The organism is Thermodesulfobacteriota bacterium, assembly GCA_039028315.1.
Classification (GTDB): domain Bacteria; phylum Desulfobacterota_D; class UBA1144; order Nemesobacterales; family UBA2774; genus CR02bin9.
Genome location: JBCCIH010000002.1, coordinates 19,909 through 34,487, shown reverse-complemented (window position 1 = coordinate 34,487; position 14,579 = coordinate 19,909). Strand labels below are relative to the sequence as shown.

Sequence of the window (14,579 nt, the reverse complement as noted above, 5' to 3'; positions counted from 1 at the left end):
AACAGTGGGTGCTGGTGTTGTTACTAAAATTACGGAGTAAAGGGTAGAAGGTAATTTATAAATGAGTCGTGCTTCTAAAATAAGAATAAAATTAAAATCGTTCGATCACAGATTGCTTGACCGCTCTTCTGTGGAAATTGTGGATACCGCCAAGAGAACCGGCGCAAGGGTCGCAGGGCCAGTGCCGCTTCCAACGCATATTAGCCGCTATTGTGTGCTAAGGTCTCCACACGTTGATAAGAACTCAAGAGAGCATTTTGAGGTTAGAACCCACAAGAGACTTGTGGATATTCTTGAACCTACTCAGCAGACAATTGATGCGCTGATGAAGCTCGACCTGGCTTCAGGGGTTGAAGTCGAAATTAAACTTACGGGATCTTAATAAAAATGATTAACGGATTGATAGGAAAAAAAGTGGGAATGACTGAGTTATTCCTTGAAGATGGTACTGTCGTTGTTTCAACAGTTATAGAGGCGGGTCCGTGCCACGTTGTTCAGAAAAAGACTTCTGATACAGACGGCTATGATTCAGTACAGATAGGTTTTGAAGAGGTTAAACCACAAAGGGTATCCAAGCCGATGCTTGGGCACTTTAAAAAAGCTGGTGTACCGCCGCTAAGACACCTTGTGGAATTTGATCCCAATGGTGAAGATTACAACCTTGGAGACACAATAGAAGCGAGCATTTTTAATGAAGGCGATACCGTAGATGTTTCAGCAACCAGTAAAGGTAAAGGTTTTTCCGGAACCATGAAAAGACACAACTTTGCAGGCCAGCCTGCTTCCCATGGTGGTATGGCTCACAGAAGACCGGGAGGTATTGGTCAGGCGTCATATCCGGGAAAGGTCTGGAAGGGAATAAAAATGGCAGGCCAAATGGGTAATGAGAAGGTTACTGTTCAGGGTCTAAAAGTAGTAAAAGTGGATGCAGAAAAGAACATTCTTTTGGTTAAGGGTTCAATTCCAGGACCTAACGGCGGAACAGTAGTAATTAAGCGTACGACAAAAGGGAGAGTAGACAGTGCCGCAGCTTGATGTATTTGATTTGACAAAAAGTAAAGTGGGAAATGTTGAGCTTGATTCCTCGATTTTTGAGGCGCCGGTAAAACAGCATCTTCTTCACACTGTTGTAAACTGGCAGTTGGCCAAAAGACGCTCAGGCACAGCCTCAACTAAAACCAGAGGCGAAGTGAGCGGTGGCGGAGCTAAACCATGGAAACAAAAACACATGGGTAGAGCACGTCAAGGTAGCACAAGGGCGCCGCATTGGAGGAAGGGTGGAATTGTTTTTGGTCCTAGACCCAAAGACTGGTCATACAATATAAATAAAAAAACTAAGAAAAATGCACTAATCAGTGCACTTTCCCTTAAATACTCAGAAGGTGTTTTAATTGCACTTAACGAATTTAGCCTCCCTGAGATAAAGACTAAGCAAGTATCTGAATTTATTGACAAATTTGAACTTAAATCAGCACTAATCGTAATAAGCGGTGAGAACGAAAACTTAATTAAATCCGCTAGGAACATTAAGAACATAAAGGTTATAAATGTTGATGGCCTTAACGTATACGATATTTTAAAGTTTGAGAATCTTATTATTACCCAGGAATCTCTGGCCAAAGCTCAGGAGGTTCTAAAACATTGAAAGATCCAAGACAGATAATTAAAAAGCCTCTAGTAACCGAAAAATCTTCTGATCTAAGAGAAGTTGATTGGTATGTGTTTTCGGTTGACAAAAGGTCTAACAAAATAGAAATAAAAGATGCAATTGAAAAGATTTTCGGTGTTAAAGTCGGCAAAGTAAGAACCCTAATAACAACCGGTAAGCCGGTTAAGAGAATGGGGCGTTTTGCCGGAAGAAGGTCCTCTATAAAAAAAGCATACGTACAGCTAAAAGAAGGGACCATTGAATTATATGAGGGAGTTTAGGTATGGGTATTAAAAAGTTTAAACCGGTAACTCCGGGAACAAGGTTTAGATCAGGGTCCGATTTTGCAGATGTAACAACAGACAAACCCTATAAACCGCTCACTGAGCCTTCAAAGAGAAAAGGCGGACGTAACTCTCAGGGAAGAATTACAGCTTTCCAAAGAGGAGGCGGACACAAGCGTCTTTATAGGAAGGTTGATTATAAGAGAAATAAGTTTGATATACCTGCAAAAGTTGCCTCAATTGAGTATGACCCAAACCGTTCATCTAGAATTGCACTACTAAACTATGCTGACGGTTTTAAGAGCTATATTATTGCTCCCGATGGTCTTAAAGTTGGAGACACAGTAGTATCCGGTGACAATGTAGAGATTTCAGTTGGAAACGCGCTCCCAATTAAAAGCATCCCTGTTGGTACAGTAGTTCATAACATTGAGCTTAAACCAAAGGCGGGGGCCAAACTTGTGAGAGCAGCCGGAACATCAGCACAGATTACTGCTAAAGAAGGAACATATGCACAGCTTAAGCTTAGCTCAGGTGAGATTAGGCTTATTCACATTGAGTGCATGGCAACAATTGGAAGAGTTGGAAACACGGAGCATGAGCTAGTTGTGCTTGGAAAGGCAGGAAGAAAGCGTCACTTAGGAAAACGCCCGGTTGTAAGGGGTGTTGCTATGAACCCTGTTGACCATCCGCATGGAGGTGGTGAGGGTAAAGCCAGCAAAGGTAACCCGCATCCCGTATCCCCTTGGGGCTGGATTACAATTGGTTATAAAACAAGAAACAACAAACGTACTAATAAATATATTGTAAGAAGAAGACGTATTGGTTACGGAATGGATTAAGGAGAAATTATGCCTAGGTCGAGTAAAAAAGGTCCATATATTGATGAGAAGTTAGAAAAGAAAGTGCTGGCGGAAAAAGCTCAGGCAAATCCGCGCATTATTAAAACTTGGTCCAGAGGCTCAATGGTCTCTCCAGATATGATAGGACTTACGTTCGCTGTTCATAATGGGAAAAAGTTTATCCCTGTATACGTAACTGAGCATATGGTTGGGCACAAGCTCGGAGAATTTTCTCCGACCCGCACATTCCATAGCCATGCTGGCGGCGATAAGAAGTCGAAGATGGGCAAAAGATAGAAAATAATTAGAAAAGGTGAAAAATGGTTTCGCAAGCTGTAAAAAAATTCTATAGAGCATCACCTAAAAAACTCTCGGTAGTGCTGAATCTAATTAGAGGAGCAGACGTGGAAGAGGCTTTCGCTATTCTCTCTTCTGTAAGAAAGCGCTCTGCACCTGATATCGCTAAGCTGCTCAAATCAGCAGTTGCTAATGCTGCAGAGAAAGGACATTCAGATACAGAGAGTTTGTACATAAAGGAAATATATTCAAACAAAGGGCCTACTATTAAAAGAATAAGAGCAAGAGCTCAGGGAAGGGCCACAGCAAGGAACAAAAGAATGAGTCATATAACAATCGTGCTTGAAGAAAGGGGGCTATAAATTGGGTCAGAAAGTTTGCCCTATAGGGCTGAGACTGGGAATTACAAAAACTTGGGATTCTAAGTGGTTTGCCGAGAAAAAGCGCTACACAGACCTTCTTCATGAGGATTTACGGATCAGAGATCTGATCAAGAGTGAGTTCTATCAGGCCGCAATCTCTAAGATCGAGCTTGAAAGAGCAGCATCTGAGAGAGTGCGCATTATTATAAACTCAGCGAGACCCGGCATGATAATCGGCCGTAAAGGGCAAGAGATTGAGTCCTTGAGAAGAAGGCTTGCCGATATGACAGGAAAAGATATTTATTTAGATATAAGAGAAGTTAAAAGACCAGAAGTAGATGCTCAGCTGGTTGCAGAGAATGCTGCGCTTCAGCTAGAGCGCCGTGTTGCATACAGAAGGGCTATGAAAAGGGTTATTGCCTCTGCCCTAAGATTAGGCGCATTAGGAATTAAAGTCATGGTATCAGGAAGACTTGGCGGAGCCGAGATCGCGAGGAAAGAGTGGTATAGAGAGGGCAGGGTTCCTCTTACAACACTTAGAGCAGATATCGACTACGGTTTTGCTGAGGCAAAAACAACATACGGAATAATAGGAATTAAAGTGTGGATTTTCAAAGGCGAAGTGCTTGAGAAGAAAAGCAAACAAACGATTTAATGGTGAATAAAGATGTTACAACCGTCGAGAACAAAATATAGAAAGGTATTTAAAGGCAGAATAAGAGGAAAAGCAACGAAAGGGGCTTCAATGGCATTTGGAGAGTATGGTCTTCAGTCACTTGAATGCGGAAAGCTCACATCTCGTCAGATTGAGGCAGCCCGTGTTGCAATCACCCGTCATGTAAAACGTGGTGCTAAGCTTTGGATAAGAGTTTTTCCTCATAAACCTATTACTAAAAAACCTGCTGAAACCAGAATGGGTAAAGGAAAGGGAGATGTGGACAGCTATGTAGCACCTCTTAAAAGAGGCACTATGATCTACGAGATAGCTGGACTAACAGAAGAGCTTGCTAAAGAAGCTTTCAGATTAGCATCGCATAAGCTTCCTGTGAAAACCAAAATGGTTTCAAGAAGCCAGGGGGATATATTAGGATGAAGCCACAGGAAATAAGAGAACTTACAGACGACGAATTAAACAAAACAGAAAATGAGCTTAAGGAAGAGATCTTCAACCTTAGAATTCAGGTTGCTACTCAGCAGACCACTAACGTTGCTAGGATTAGAAATTTAAAAAGAGATCTTGCTAGAGTGCTCACAATAAAAAAAGAAAAGGGTCTTAATTAAGGAGTAGTTTGGAATATGGCTAGAGGAAAATTTCAATCTAGAGTTGGTACGGTAATCGGCGACAAGATGGATAAAACCGTCATTGTTGATGTTATACAGATAAAAAAGCACAAAAGATATCATAAATCGATTAAGAGAAATACTAAGTTTATTGCTCATGATGAAAGCGGCCAATGCAAAGTTGGGGATAAAGTGCTAATCCTAGAGGGTAGGCCATACAGTAAGACCAAGAGATGGAAAGTGAGCAAAATATTAGAATCCAGCAGTGCATTAGAGGCTGAACTGCAAAGTATTGATAACGCAGGAGGAGAAGGGTAGTGATTCAATCAACGACTTATTTAGATTCAGCCGATAATACTGGAGCCAAGAGGCTCTTTTGTATCAAAGTACTAGGCGGGTCCGGCAGAAAATATGCAAGGCTCGGCGATGTAGTTGTAGTTTCAGTAAAAGAAGCTATTCCAAATGCAAAAGTGGATAAGGGTTCTGTGCACCAGGCTGTTATAGTCCGCACTAAAAAAGAGCAGAGACGCGGAGACGGTTCATATGTAAGGTTTGACAACAATGCAGCAGTAATTATCAATAAAGAAAATGAGCCAATGGGAACCCGTGTTTTTGGTCCGATTGCCCGTGAGCTTAGGCTTAAGGGTTTTATGAAAATTATCTCTCTAGCACCGGAGGTTGTGTAGAATGGGTGCTCAGGCAAATAGAAGAAAAATGAATGTTAAAAAAGGTGATACTGTTTACGTCGTATCAGGTAAAGAAAAAGGTAAAACAGGGCAAGTTATTAAAGTGCTTAGGTCTAAGAACCAAGCGCTTGTAGAAAAGCTTAATATTGTTAAGCGGCACACGCGCCCTACTCAGGCTAATCCAACGGGGGGAATAGTTGAGAAAGAAGCTCCAATTCATATCTCTAATCTGATGATATATGATGAGACTGAAAAAAAGCCAACTAGAATTGGCAGAAGAGAGCTTAGCACGGGAGAGAGAGTGAGATTCAGCAAGCGTAGTGGTGAGGAGATTAAGTAATAATGGCACCAAGAATGAAGGATATATACAACGAAAGCGTAACACCTGCTCTAAAAGAGAAATTCTCTTACAGTAACCCTATGCAGGTTCCGAAGATTGAGAAGATTGTAATAAACATGGGGCTTGGAAGATTGAGCGACGGCGGAAAGGACAATAAAGTAATAGACGAAGCTGTTGATGAAATCACACGAATAACCGGTCAGAAACCAGTTATCAGAAAAGCAAAAAATTCGATCGCCGGTTTTAAACTACGTGAAGGAGTGCCAATAGGTTGCTCAGTTACTCTTCGCTCCACAATAATGTATGAATTTTTAGATAGATTAATCAGTCTTGCACTACCTCAGGTTAGAGATTTTAGAGGTATTTCCACAAAAGCTTTTGATGGACGCGGGAACTATACACTAGGACTAAGAGATCAGGTCATATTTCCAGAGATTGATTATAGCAAGGTTCAATATTTAAAAGGTATGAATGTAACAATCGTAACTTCAGCAAAAACAGATGAGGAAGCCAAAGGTCTTCTTGAAGAATTTGGCATGCCTTTTATAAAAAACTAGGAGAAAGATGTAATGGCTAGAAAAGCGCTGGTTATAAAGTCAGAAAAAGAGCCAAAATATAAAGGTAGAAAGCGAAACAGATGCAAACTTTGCGGACGGCCAAGGGGTTATATGCGAAAGTTTGATATGTGCAGACTTTGTTTTAGAGACCTAGCAAGTTTTGGCAGAATTCCAGGCGTTAGAAAGTCGAGTTGGTAAATATAAGAGGCTAAAGAAATGACAGATCCAATAGCAGACATGTTGGCAAGAATTAGAAATGCACTAATAGCAGGACATAATACTGTTAGTATTCCTTTATCGCAGTACAAGGTTGAGATTGCAAGGATACTAAAAGAGCAAGGCTATATAAAAGATTATAAAATGGCTGAAGATAACGGACGCCAGGCAATAAATATAACTCTTGCATATACCGGTAAGAAAGAAAGCGTAATTAAGGAAATTAAAAGAATAAGTAAGCCGAGCAGGCGAGTTTATGTAAACAAAACCGATATCCCTAGAATTAAAGGCGGTCTTGGAATTTGCGTACTCTCAACATCTAAAGGCATCATGACTGGTGCTGAAGCCAGAACTCAAGGCGTTGGTGGCGAGCTTATTTGTTCAATTTTATAAGGATATTAAAATGTCACGAATTGGTAGAAAACCTATACCCGTACCAGATGGGGTAAAAGTAAACTTTAAAGACGGCTTAGTTCTTGTCGAAGGCGGCAAGGGTAAGTTGTCCTGGGATATCCCTACAGGTATAGAGGCAAAATTAGAGGAAAACAATGTCCTCATAGAAAGACACAGTGATGAAAAAAAGTTAAAAGCTCTTCACGGGCTGACTCGTTCGCTTATTTCCAATATGGTTACCGGCGTAAGTACAGGGTTTAGCATTACTTTAGAAATCAGTGGTGTTGGTTATAGGGTTGAATCCAAAGGAAAAGGTCTTACCTTTAGCTTAGGATATTCAAACCCGATAGACTACACATTGCCCGAGGGTGTTAGCTCTAAGATTGAGGAAAGAGGAACAAGACTAATTCTTGAGGGCATTGATAAACAGCTAGTCGGAGAGACCGCTGCAAGGATTAGAAAACTAAGACCCCCTGATGCATACAAAGGAAAGGGCGTTAGATATTCTGATGAGATTTTAAGACTAAAACCTGGTAAGGCAGGGGCTAAATAAAAATGAAAGTAGCAAGCAGAAAAAGCAGAAAGAATTTAAGACACAAAAGAGTCAGAAAAAAGATTAACGGAAACACTTCGAAACCAAGGCTTTCCGTTTTTAAGTCAGCTAAGCATATTTATGCTCAGATTATTGACGATTCGACAATGAATACTATCGTTGCGTCTTCTTCACTTACACCTAAGGTTAAAGAAAGCGTCGATAAAGACGCTAAAGGGAAGACTGATATTGCAAGTGCAGTTGGTAAGCACTTAGGTGAGCTTGCTGCAGCAAAAGGTATTAAACAAGTAACTTTTGACCGTGGCGGATACCCCTTTCATGGAAGGGTAAAATCACTAGCAGACGCAGCCAGAGAATCAGGGCTTGAATTTTAAGATATAGGATAAGAATTTTTAGGAGGCATCTTTGCAGAACGAAAAATTAGACCCGAACGATTTTGAACTTAAGGAAAAAGTCGTTGACATAAGACGAGTTGCAAAAGTTACTAAAGGTGGAAAAAGATTTCACTTTACAGCTCTTGCAGTAGTAGGGAATGAAGACGGCGTTATTGGAGTTGCCTTGGGGAAATCAAACGAAGTACCTGACGCGATCAGAAAGGCTATGGAAAAAGCTAAGAAAAGCCTTGTAAAGGTACCAAGACAGGGGAGCACTATCCCGCATGAGGTAATTGGTGTGCATGTATCAAGCCACGTTATGTTAAAACCGGCCGCTCCTGGTACTGGAGTTATTGCAGGCGGCGCTGTGCGTGCGGTAGTTGAGCTTGCAGGAATACACGATGTTCTTTCAAAGGTAGTTGGGTCTACAAATCCGCTAAATGTTGTTATGGCGGCTATCAACGGTCTTTTAGACTTGAGAATGCCAGAGGAAGTGGCAAAAGTTAGAGGCAAAGAGCTAACGGATCTAGATCTTCCAAGGTCATATTTCAATTAGTAGTTTTTATTATTAATCGGATAAGCGTTTTACTGAAAACAAGTTGTTTGAGATTTACTAAAAATTGAAGTTTTATTGAGAAGGTAAAAATTATGCTTAATAAGTTATCTCCTCAGCCTGGCTCCAAAAAGAATAGAAAAAGAGTCGGAAGAGGATCAGGAAGTACTGGAAAAACAAGTGGTAAAGGCCATAAGGGGCAAAATTCTCGCTCTGGCGGAGGAGTTCCTCCATGGTTTGAGGGTGGGCAAACCGCTCTTAAGCTAAGATCGCCAAAGCGCGGCTTTACAAGCCCTAATAAACTTGTGTTTGATCTTATTCAAGTAAAGGATCTCTCCAAGTTTAAAGAGGGTGATACTGTAACCCCGGAAGAATTAATTAAATCTGGCCTTGCTAGCGGCAAAAAGCCTATCAAGATTCTTGGTAACGGCGAGATGCCATTTGCTCTTACAGTTAGAGCAGATGCCTTTAGTAAAGGTGCTATACAAAAAATTGAAGAAAAAGGTGGGAAGGCAGACACCATATGAATAGAAATGTAGGCTCAATTCCTAGAATACCTGAGCTTAATAAGCGTCTTTTATTTACAGCGCTTATGCTCATCGTATATAGGTTGGGCGTGTTTGTTCCCATTCCTGGAATTGACCCCGAGCAGATTGTAAAGCTCTTTGAGCAAACTGCAAGCGGGACGATCTTTGACATTTTAAATATGTTCTCTGGAGGCGCACTTGAGCGTGCTTCTGTATTTGCACTGGGTGTTATGCCGTTTATTACGGCATCGATTATTATGTCGCTACTAGTAAAGGCATTTCCTACTCTTGAGGCTATGCAAAAAGAGGGAGAAGCTGGGCGAAGAAAGATAAACCAGTACTCTAGATACGGAACCGTTCTAATCTGCGTTGTGCAGGGGCTTATGCTTGCTGTAACGCTTGAAGGCGGACTTGGTCAGGGAGCACAGGTAGTGCAAGACCCGGGCTGGGCGTTTAGGATTATGACGGTGCTTACTCTTACTGCGGGCTCACTTTTTGTTATGTGGATTGGTGAGCAGATCACAGAGCGTGGAATAGGTAACGGTATTTCACTTATCATTATGGCATCAATCATCGTAGGACTGCCGGGAGCGTTTTGGGATATAGTAAGGTTAATTGGCAGCGGAGAGCTCACAGTATTCGGAGTTGCTCTTATATTCATATTACTGCTTGCGATTGTGGCCTTTATAGTATTTGTTGAGCGATCGTATCGAAAGATCCCTGTGCAATACCCAAAAAGGGTAGTTGGCCGTAAAGTCTACGGAGGCCAGTCTTCGCATTTACCTCTGAAGACAAACACAGCAGGAGTTATTCCTCCAATTTTTGCGAGTTCACTGCTGATATTTCCTGCGACAATACTTACATTTGTTAACGTTCCGTTTCTAAGGGATTTATCAGACGTACTGTTTCAAAATGCCTTTGTATACAATGGAATATTTGCAGCATTAATCATCTTTTTTGCATATTTCTACACTGCGGTGATATATAACCCTGATGATCTGGCAGACAACCTCAGAAAAAACGGTGGTTTTGTCCCAGGGATTAGGCCAGGGAAGAAAACAGCTGAGTATATTGACAAGATATTAGGAAGAATTACTTTCATTGGTGCTATATATGTGGCGTTTGTTTGTGTTATACCGGCATTTTTAGAACGTGAGCCCTTTAATCTGCCGTTTTATTTCGGAGGTACATCACTTCTAATTGTGGTTGGTGTAACTCTTGATTTTGTACAGCAGGTTGAGTCATTCCTTATAACCCACAGCTACGAAGGGTTTGTAAAGAAAAAGGGAATGAAAGGGCCTAGTAGATATAATTTATAACGAGGTGTATTGAGTTTATGAGATTAATATTATTCGGACCACCGGGAGCAGGAAAAGGAACTCAGGCAAATAAGATTTCTGAGAGCTTTGTTGCTGCGCACATTTCAACAGGTGATATGCTAAGGTCCGCAGTTAAAAACGGTACTGAACTGGGAACGCTTGCCAAATCTTTTATGGATAAGGGAGAGCTTGTTCCTGATGATGTAATAATTGGAATTATTAAAGATAGAATAAAAGAAGATGATGCAAGAAAAGGATTTATGTTAGACGGTTTTCCTCGTACAATAGCTCAGGCAGAGGCGCTAAGCGGCATGCTAGAGGCTGAAAACGAGTCAATTGACAGTGTTGTTTCAATTGAAGTAAATGACGGGGAGATCGTAAACAGAATTTTAGAGCGCGCAAAAATAGAAGGAAGAGAAGACGATACAGAAGATGTTGTAAAAAATCGTTTAAGCGTATACAGAAGTCAGACTGAGCCTTTAAAAGATTATTATAAAGCTCAGGGAGTTCTGGCAGAAGTTGACGGAATGGGAAGCATTGATGATGTGTTTGGAAGGATTAAGAGTGTTCTTAATCAAGTGGAACAATGATTCATTTAAAGAGTAAGGAAGAGATTAATAAGATGCGCTCTGCGGCGCAGATAGTGGTTGAAGCGCTCAACACAATGAAAGAAATGGTTGAGCCGGGCGTCTCAACTTGGGACTTGGATAAAGCTGCAGAAGAAGTAGCATTAAAAAGAAATGCAAAATGTGCTTTTAAAGGCTACTCGGACTATCCGGGTTCTGTATGTTTTGCAATTAATAGCGAAGTAGTGCACGGAATACCTTCCAAAAAGAATATCTTAAAGGAAGGAGACATAGTTGGGCTTGATTTCGGCGTGATCTTGGATGGATTTTATGGGGATTCTGCCATAACAGTTGCTGTGGGCGAAATATCACCAGTCGCACAGAAACTATTAGAAGTAACAAAAGAATCTCTTTTAAAAGGTATCCAGGAAGCTTCACCTGATAATGGGGTTTATGAAGTGTCCGGAGCGATACAGTCTTATGTAGAAGACAAAGGGTTTTCTATCGTAAGGTCATTTGTAGGACATGGGATTGGCAAGAGTCTGCATGAGGATCCGCAGGTGCCAAATTTTGTTCCTCCAAATGGCAATGGAAACAAGGGAGTTCAGTTAAAACCAGGCATGGTAATCGCAATTGAGCCAATGGTTAATGTCGGAAAGCCTGACATTAAAATTTTGGACGACGGATGGACAGCGGTTACAGTTGACGGTACACTTTCTGCTCATTTTGAGCACACAGTGGCGGTTACAGAAAACGGGCCTGTAATTTTAACTCAGTAATATAGGGGAGATATGGCGAAAGAAGAAAGAATAGAATTTGAAGGCACGGTAATTGAGGCGCTTCCAAACGCCATGTTTAGAGTAGAAGTTGACGGGGGACAGGGACACGAAGTATTAGCGTATGTGTCTGGTAAAATGAGAACTCGGTTTATAAGAATCCTCCCAGGAGATAAGGTAAAGCTTGAGCTTTCACCTTATGATTTAACAAAGGGAAGAATTACTTATAGGCTTAAGAAATAGGCATTGTTTTGTAGATCTAAGTAATGCGAGGTCAATAAAATGAAAGTAAGAGCATCAGTGAAAAAAATTTGTGATAAATGCAGAATTATTAAGCGTAAAGGGGTAGTTAGAGTAATCTGCGTAAATAAGAGATGTAAACAAAAGCAAGGGTAGAAGGAGAGAAATATGCCTAGAATAGCAGGTGTTGATATACCACTTGAAAAAAGAATTGTTATAGGACTCACATATATTTATGGAGTGGGGAAAGTTATATCAGAGGAAATATTAAAAGATACCAATATTGATGTAAATAAGAAATCAAAAGACCTCTCAGACCAGGAAGTTGCAGCTATAAGAGAGCTTCTCGAGACTAAATACACCGTTGAGGGAGAGCTCAGAAAAGAGGTTCAGTCCAATATCAGACGCTTAGTTGAAATTGGATGCTATAGAGGTATCAGGCACAGAACTGGGCTTCCTACAAGAGGACAGAAAACAAAATCAAATGCCAGAACCCGCAAAGGCCCGCGCGGAACGGCAATTGCTAAGAAGAAAAAGGCCGGTAAATAATATTTTTGGAGATAATTAATGGCTACAAAGAAAAGTAGTAAGAAGAAAACTAAAAAATTTGTAGAGCAAGGCGTGATTAACATTCAAGCCACATTTAATAACACTATTATTACTATCAGTGATACCGGCGGAAATGTAATCTCTTGGTCAAGCGGCGGAATGAAAGGGTTTAAAGGTACTCGTAAGGGAACGCCGTTTGCAGCTCAGATCGCTGCTGAAGACGCTGCTAAAAAAGCTGCTACTTTCGGCATGAAGAGCGTACAAGTTTTCGTTAAAGGGCCTGGCCCCGGTAGAGAGCCTGCAATTAGGTCAATACAGGCATCAGGGCTAAAAATTACATTTATTAGAGACGTGACTCCTATTCCGCATAATGGCTGCAGGCCGCCGGGAAGAAGGAGAGTTTAACATTACTTTGATTGAGATGAGACTGTTTACCGCAGATCTCAAGGAGGTTTTTTAAAGCATGGGCAGATACACTGGGCCAACAGATAGAATATCCAGAAGAGAGGGAGTTAACCTTTTTCTAAAGGGTGAGAGAAGCTATAACGGTAAGACCGCAATTGAAAAAAGGCCGGACCAGGTTCCTGGAGAGCATGGTAAATTCAGAAGCAAGTTCTCAGAGTTTGGAGTAAGGCTTAGAGAAAAGCAGAAAGTTAAAAGAATGTACGGTCTTAGAGAAAAGCAATTTAAAAAGTATTTCCAAAAAGCCTCTCATATTAAAGGTGTAACTGGTTTTATTCTTCTTTCTCTACTCGAAAGAAGGCTCGATAATGTTGTATTTCGTCTATGTTTGGGAAGCTCCAGAAACGATGCAAGACAGTTAGTAAGCCACAAACATATACTAGTTAACGGAGAAGTACTTAATGTTCCTTCTTATATGGTACAAGAAGGAGATACAATCGAAATTAGAGAAAAGAGCAAAAAACTTCAGAGAATACATGAAGCTCTTGAGTTTAGATCCAGAAGAGGTATCCCTGAATGGCTGAGTCTAGATGAAGAGAAATATGTTGGAACTGTAACAAAACTACCGGAAAGAGATGACGTAACATTCCCAATTGATGAACAGTTGATTGTTGAGTTCTATTCAAGAGTATAATAAAAAGTTTTTAAAAAAGGTAAGAGCAAACTATGGCCAGATTGACACAATGGAGGAGGATAAGGTGAAGGACTTTCAAAAGAATTGGCAAGATCTTATAAAACCTAAAAGGATAGAAAAAGAAGAGAAGAGTGCTACTCCATTTTACTCAAAATTTATTTGTGAGCCTCTAGAGAGGGGCTACGGTGTAACACTTGGCAACGCCCTTAGAAGAGTGCTGCTTTCCTCTATTCAAGGACCTGCTATAACCTCCATTAAAATTGATGGTGTACTGCATGAATTCTCATCTATGCCAGGCATAAAAGAGGATGTTACAGAAATAATTTTAAACTTAAAAGGAATTGAGCTTAAGATGCATTCCTACGAGTCTCAGATTATTACAGTAAGTGCAAGCGGAGAATGTAATATTACAGCAGGTGATATAATACTAAATCAGAATGTAGAAATTCTAAATACTGATCACCATATCGCCACTTTAGCAGAGGGAGCAAAGCTAGAGATGGAAATGACTGTTGAGATGGGTAGAGGCTATGAAGCTGTAGAAAAAAGAGGTGAGCTTCAGACAACGATAGGTCTTATTCCAATAGACGCTCTATTCTCTCCTGTAAGAAAAGTAAATTACACAGTTACCAACTCTAGGGTAGGTAGACGTACTGACTTTCAGAGACTTACACTGGAAGTATGGACGAACGGCACAATTTTGCCTGAAGACGCAGTTGCGTATGCGGCTAAGATTGTAAAAAATCAGCTTACAATATTTATAAACTTTGATGAATCAGAGATTGATGAAGTCCCTGAGAGTGAAGAAAAACAAGAGATTAAAGGAACTGAAGAAATATTATTTAATACAATTGAAGAGATGGATCTTTCTGCTAGATCTCTTAACTGTCTTAGAAAAGCGGGAATTGAGTATGCAGGGGATTTGATCCAGAGAACAGAAGATGATCTTCTTAACCTTGAGAATTTTGGTAAGAGGTCACTTTTTGAAATTAGGGAAAGACTTGAGGAGATGGGTCTTGGTTTAGGACTTGCCATTAACTCTGAAGTCTTTGATGCTGAGAAAGAAAAACGTAGCGAGAGATTGGCTTCTCAATAATTATTTTACGGACAGATTGGAGAT

General features: G+C 40.6%; 29 protein-coding genes. All 29 read left to right on the top strand.

Going from position 1 to position 14,579, the window contains the following annotated elements:
• Nucleotides 1-61: 61 nt before the first annotated feature.
• The 29 genes from rpsJ (at nt 62) to AAF462_00365 (ending at nt 14,555) form a co-directional block, all read left to right on the top strand.
• Nucleotides 62-382: a 30S ribosomal protein S10 gene (gene rpsJ, locus AAF462_00505; protein ID MEM7007596.1), complete on the top strand. Its 321-nt coding sequence runs from the start codon at nt 62-64 to the stop codon at nt 380-382.
• Nucleotides 383-387: 5 nt separating this feature from the next.
• Entirely contained in the window at nt 388-1,035 is a 648-nt protein-coding gene (gene rplC, locus AAF462_00500; GenBank protein ID MEM7007595.1) for a 50S ribosomal protein L3, read from the top strand.
• Nucleotides 1,022-1,645, top strand: coding sequence for a 50S ribosomal protein L4 (gene rplD / locus AAF462_00495; protein MEM7007594.1), 624 nt, complete (start codon nt 1,022-1,024; stop codon nt 1,643-1,645). Before rplC ends, rplD begins: the two co-directional genes overlap by 14 nt.
• On the top strand, nt 1,642-1,929 hold the full coding sequence (rplW, locus tag AAF462_00490) for a 50S ribosomal protein L23 (GenBank protein MEM7007593.1): 288 nt from the start codon (nt 1,642-1,644) through the stop codon (nt 1,927-1,929). The genes rplD and rplW overlap by 4 nt, the downstream gene beginning before the upstream one ends.
• Nucleotides 1,930-1,931: 2 nt before the next feature.
• Complete coding sequence (gene rplB / locus AAF462_00485; GenBank protein MEM7007592.1) at nt 1,932-2,774, top strand: 50S ribosomal protein L2; 843 nt, start codon at nt 1,932-1,934, stop codon at nt 2,772-2,774.
• Nucleotides 2,775-2,783: 9 nt separating this feature from the next.
• Nucleotides 2,784-3,071: a 30S ribosomal protein S19 gene (rpsS, locus tag AAF462_00480; GenBank protein MEM7007591.1), complete on the top strand. Its 288-nt coding sequence runs from the start codon at nt 2,784-2,786 to the stop codon at nt 3,069-3,071.
• A gap of 23 nt (nt 3,072-3,094) precedes the next feature.
• A complete protein-coding gene (rplV, locus tag AAF462_00475) occupies nt 3,095-3,433 on the top strand; it encodes a 50S ribosomal protein L22 (protein MEM7007590.1) in 339 nt (112 codons plus the stop codon).
• A gap of 1 nt (nt 3,434) precedes the next feature.
• Nucleotides 3,435-4,088 carry a 30S ribosomal protein S3 gene (gene rpsC / locus AAF462_00470; protein MEM7007589.1) on the top strand — a complete coding sequence of 218 codons (654 nt, stop codon included), beginning with the start codon at nt 3,435-3,437 and terminating at the stop codon, nt 4,086-4,088.
• Between the two features lie 12 nt (nt 4,089-4,100).
• A complete protein-coding gene (gene rplP / locus AAF462_00465) occupies nt 4,101-4,526 on the top strand; it encodes a 50S ribosomal protein L16 (protein ID MEM7007588.1) in 426 nt (141 codons plus the stop codon).
• Nucleotides 4,523-4,714 (top strand): 50S ribosomal protein L29, encoded by a 192-nt coding sequence (rpmC, locus tag AAF462_00460; protein MEM7007587.1) that lies wholly within the window; start codon nt 4,523-4,525, stop codon nt 4,712-4,714. Before rplP ends, rpmC begins: the two co-directional genes overlap by 4 nt.
• A gap of 15 nt (nt 4,715-4,729) precedes the next feature.
• Entirely contained in the window at nt 4,730-5,032 is a 303-nt protein-coding gene (gene rpsQ, locus AAF462_00455; GenBank protein ID MEM7007586.1) for a 30S ribosomal protein S17, read from the top strand.
• Nucleotides 5,032-5,400, top strand: coding sequence for a 50S ribosomal protein L14 (gene rplN / locus AAF462_00450; GenBank protein ID MEM7007585.1), 369 nt, complete (start codon nt 5,032-5,034; stop codon nt 5,398-5,400). Before rpsQ ends, rplN begins: the two co-directional genes overlap by 1 nt.
• A gap of 1 nt (nt 5,401) precedes the next feature.
• Nucleotides 5,402-5,740: a 50S ribosomal protein L24 gene (gene rplX / locus AAF462_00445; GenBank protein ID MEM7007584.1), complete on the top strand. Its 339-nt coding sequence runs from the start codon at nt 5,402-5,404 to the stop codon at nt 5,738-5,740.
• Between the two features lie 2 nt (nt 5,741-5,742).
• Complete coding sequence (gene rplE, locus AAF462_00440) at nt 5,743-6,297, top strand: 50S ribosomal protein L5 (protein ID MEM7007583.1); 555 nt, start codon at nt 5,743-5,745, stop codon at nt 6,295-6,297.
• Nucleotides 6,298-6,309: 12 nt separating this feature from the next.
• Nucleotides 6,310-6,495 carry a type Z 30S ribosomal protein S14 gene (locus tag AAF462_00435; protein ID MEM7007582.1) on the top strand — a complete coding sequence of 62 codons (186 nt, stop codon included), beginning with the start codon at nt 6,310-6,312 and terminating at the stop codon, nt 6,493-6,495.
• 18 nt (nt 6,496-6,513) lie between these two features.
• On the top strand, nt 6,514-6,906 hold the full coding sequence (gene rpsH, locus AAF462_00430) for a 30S ribosomal protein S8 (protein ID MEM7007581.1): 393 nt from the start codon (nt 6,514-6,516) through the stop codon (nt 6,904-6,906).
• A 10-nt stretch (nt 6,907-6,916) separates the two neighbouring features.
• Entirely contained in the window at nt 6,917-7,459 is a 543-nt protein-coding gene (rplF, locus tag AAF462_00425; GenBank protein MEM7007580.1) for a 50S ribosomal protein L6, read from the top strand.
• A 2-nt stretch (nt 7,460-7,461) separates the two neighbouring features.
• A complete protein-coding gene (gene rplR, locus AAF462_00420) occupies nt 7,462-7,833 on the top strand; it encodes a 50S ribosomal protein L18 (protein MEM7007579.1) in 372 nt (123 codons plus the stop codon).
• A 31-nt stretch (nt 7,834-7,864) separates the two neighbouring features.
• Nucleotides 7,865-8,389, top strand: coding sequence for a 30S ribosomal protein S5 (gene rpsE / locus AAF462_00415; GenBank protein ID MEM7007578.1), 525 nt, complete (start codon nt 7,865-7,867; stop codon nt 8,387-8,389).
• Nucleotides 8,390-8,478: 89 nt separating this feature from the next.
• A complete protein-coding gene (gene rplO / locus AAF462_00410; protein ID MEM7007577.1) occupies nt 8,479-8,913 on the top strand; it encodes a 50S ribosomal protein L15 in 435 nt (144 codons plus the stop codon).
• On the top strand, nt 8,910-10,232 hold the full coding sequence (secY, locus tag AAF462_00405; GenBank protein ID MEM7007576.1) for a preprotein translocase subunit SecY: 1,323 nt from the start codon (nt 8,910-8,912) through the stop codon (nt 10,230-10,232). Before rplO ends, secY begins: the two co-directional genes overlap by 4 nt.
• Nucleotides 10,233-10,249: 17 nt before the next feature.
• Complete coding sequence (locus AAF462_00400; GenBank protein ID MEM7007575.1) at nt 10,250-10,822, top strand: adenylate kinase; 573 nt, start codon at nt 10,250-10,252, stop codon at nt 10,820-10,822.
• Complete coding sequence (map, locus tag AAF462_00395) at nt 10,819-11,577, top strand: type I methionyl aminopeptidase (GenBank protein MEM7007574.1); 759 nt, start codon at nt 10,819-10,821, stop codon at nt 11,575-11,577. The genes AAF462_00400 and map overlap by 4 nt, the downstream gene beginning before the upstream one ends.
• Nucleotides 11,578-11,589: 12 nt before the next feature.
• Nucleotides 11,590-11,817: a translation initiation factor IF-1 gene (gene infA / locus AAF462_00390; GenBank protein ID MEM7007573.1), complete on the top strand. Its 228-nt coding sequence runs from the start codon at nt 11,590-11,592 to the stop codon at nt 11,815-11,817.
• Nucleotides 11,818-11,856: 39 nt separating this feature from the next.
• On the top strand, nt 11,857-11,970 hold the full coding sequence (gene rpmJ, locus AAF462_00385; GenBank protein MEM7007572.1) for a 50S ribosomal protein L36: 114 nt from the start codon (nt 11,857-11,859) through the stop codon (nt 11,968-11,970).
• A gap of 12 nt (nt 11,971-11,982) precedes the next feature.
• A complete protein-coding gene (gene rpsM, locus AAF462_00380; GenBank protein MEM7007571.1) occupies nt 11,983-12,363 on the top strand; it encodes a 30S ribosomal protein S13 in 381 nt (126 codons plus the stop codon).
• An 18-nt stretch (nt 12,364-12,381) separates the two neighbouring features.
• Nucleotides 12,382-12,768 carry a 30S ribosomal protein S11 gene (gene rpsK, locus AAF462_00375; protein MEM7007570.1) on the top strand — a complete coding sequence of 129 codons (387 nt, stop codon included), beginning with the start codon at nt 12,382-12,384 and terminating at the stop codon, nt 12,766-12,768.
• A 58-nt stretch (nt 12,769-12,826) separates the two neighbouring features.
• A complete protein-coding gene (rpsD, locus tag AAF462_00370; protein ID MEM7007569.1) occupies nt 12,827-13,459 on the top strand; it encodes a 30S ribosomal protein S4 in 633 nt (210 codons plus the stop codon).
• 64 nt (nt 13,460-13,523) lie between these two features.
• Complete coding sequence (locus tag AAF462_00365; GenBank protein ID MEM7007568.1) at nt 13,524-14,555, top strand: DNA-directed RNA polymerase subunit alpha; 1,032 nt, start codon at nt 13,524-13,526, stop codon at nt 14,553-14,555.
• The last annotated feature ends 24 nt before the right edge of the window (nt 14,556-14,579 follow it).

Coding starts and splice junctions, on each gene's coding strand:
- rpsJ (MEM7007596.1), top strand. CDS start 62: ATGAGTCGTGCTTCTAAAATAAGAATAAAATTAAAATCGTTCGATCAC.
- rplC (MEM7007595.1), top strand. CDS start 388: ATGATTAACGGATTGATAGGAAAAAAAGTGGGAATGACTGAGTTATTC.
- rplB (MEM7007592.1), top strand. CDS start 1,932: ATGGGTATTAAAAAGTTTAAACCGGTAACTCCGGGAACAAGGTTTAGA.
- rpsS (MEM7007591.1), top strand. CDS start 2,784: ATGCCTAGGTCGAGTAAAAAAGGTCCATATATTGATGAGAAGTTAGAA.
- rplV (MEM7007590.1), top strand. CDS start 3,095: ATGGTTTCGCAAGCTGTAAAAAAATTCTATAGAGCATCACCTAAAAAA.
- rplP (MEM7007588.1), top strand. CDS start 4,101: ATGTTACAACCGTCGAGAACAAAATATAGAAAGGTATTTAAAGGCAGA.
- rpmC (MEM7007587.1), top strand. CDS start 4,523: ATGAAGCCACAGGAAATAAGAGAACTTACAGACGACGAATTAAACAAA.
- rpsQ (MEM7007586.1), top strand. CDS start 4,730: ATGGCTAGAGGAAAATTTCAATCTAGAGTTGGTACGGTAATCGGCGAC.
- rplX (MEM7007584.1), top strand. CDS start 5,402: ATGGGTGCTCAGGCAAATAGAAGAAAAATGAATGTTAAAAAAGGTGAT.
- rplE (MEM7007583.1), top strand. CDS start 5,743: ATGGCACCAAGAATGAAGGATATATACAACGAAAGCGTAACACCTGCT.
- AAF462_00435 (MEM7007582.1), top strand. CDS start 6,310: ATGGCTAGAAAAGCGCTGGTTATAAAGTCAGAAAAAGAGCCAAAATAT.
- rpsH (MEM7007581.1), top strand. CDS start 6,514: ATGACAGATCCAATAGCAGACATGTTGGCAAGAATTAGAAATGCACTA.
- rplF (MEM7007580.1), top strand. CDS start 6,917: ATGTCACGAATTGGTAGAAAACCTATACCCGTACCAGATGGGGTAAAA.
- rplR (MEM7007579.1), top strand. CDS start 7,462: ATGAAAGTAGCAAGCAGAAAAAGCAGAAAGAATTTAAGACACAAAAGA.
- secY (MEM7007576.1), top strand. CDS start 8,910: ATGAATAGAAATGTAGGCTCAATTCCTAGAATACCTGAGCTTAATAAG.
- AAF462_00400 (MEM7007575.1), top strand. CDS start 10,250: ATGAGATTAATATTATTCGGACCACCGGGAGCAGGAAAAGGAACTCAG.
- map (MEM7007574.1), top strand. CDS start 10,819: ATGATTCATTTAAAGAGTAAGGAAGAGATTAATAAGATGCGCTCTGCG.
- infA (MEM7007573.1), top strand. CDS start 11,590: ATGGCGAAAGAAGAAAGAATAGAATTTGAAGGCACGGTAATTGAGGCG.
- rpmJ (MEM7007572.1), top strand. CDS start 11,857: ATGAAAGTAAGAGCATCAGTGAAAAAAATTTGTGATAAATGCAGAATT.
- rpsM (MEM7007571.1), top strand. CDS start 11,983: ATGCCTAGAATAGCAGGTGTTGATATACCACTTGAAAAAAGAATTGTT.
- rpsK (MEM7007570.1), top strand. CDS start 12,382: ATGGCTACAAAGAAAAGTAGTAAGAAGAAAACTAAAAAATTTGTAGAG.
- rpsD (MEM7007569.1), top strand. CDS start 12,827: ATGGGCAGATACACTGGGCCAACAGATAGAATATCCAGAAGAGAGGGA.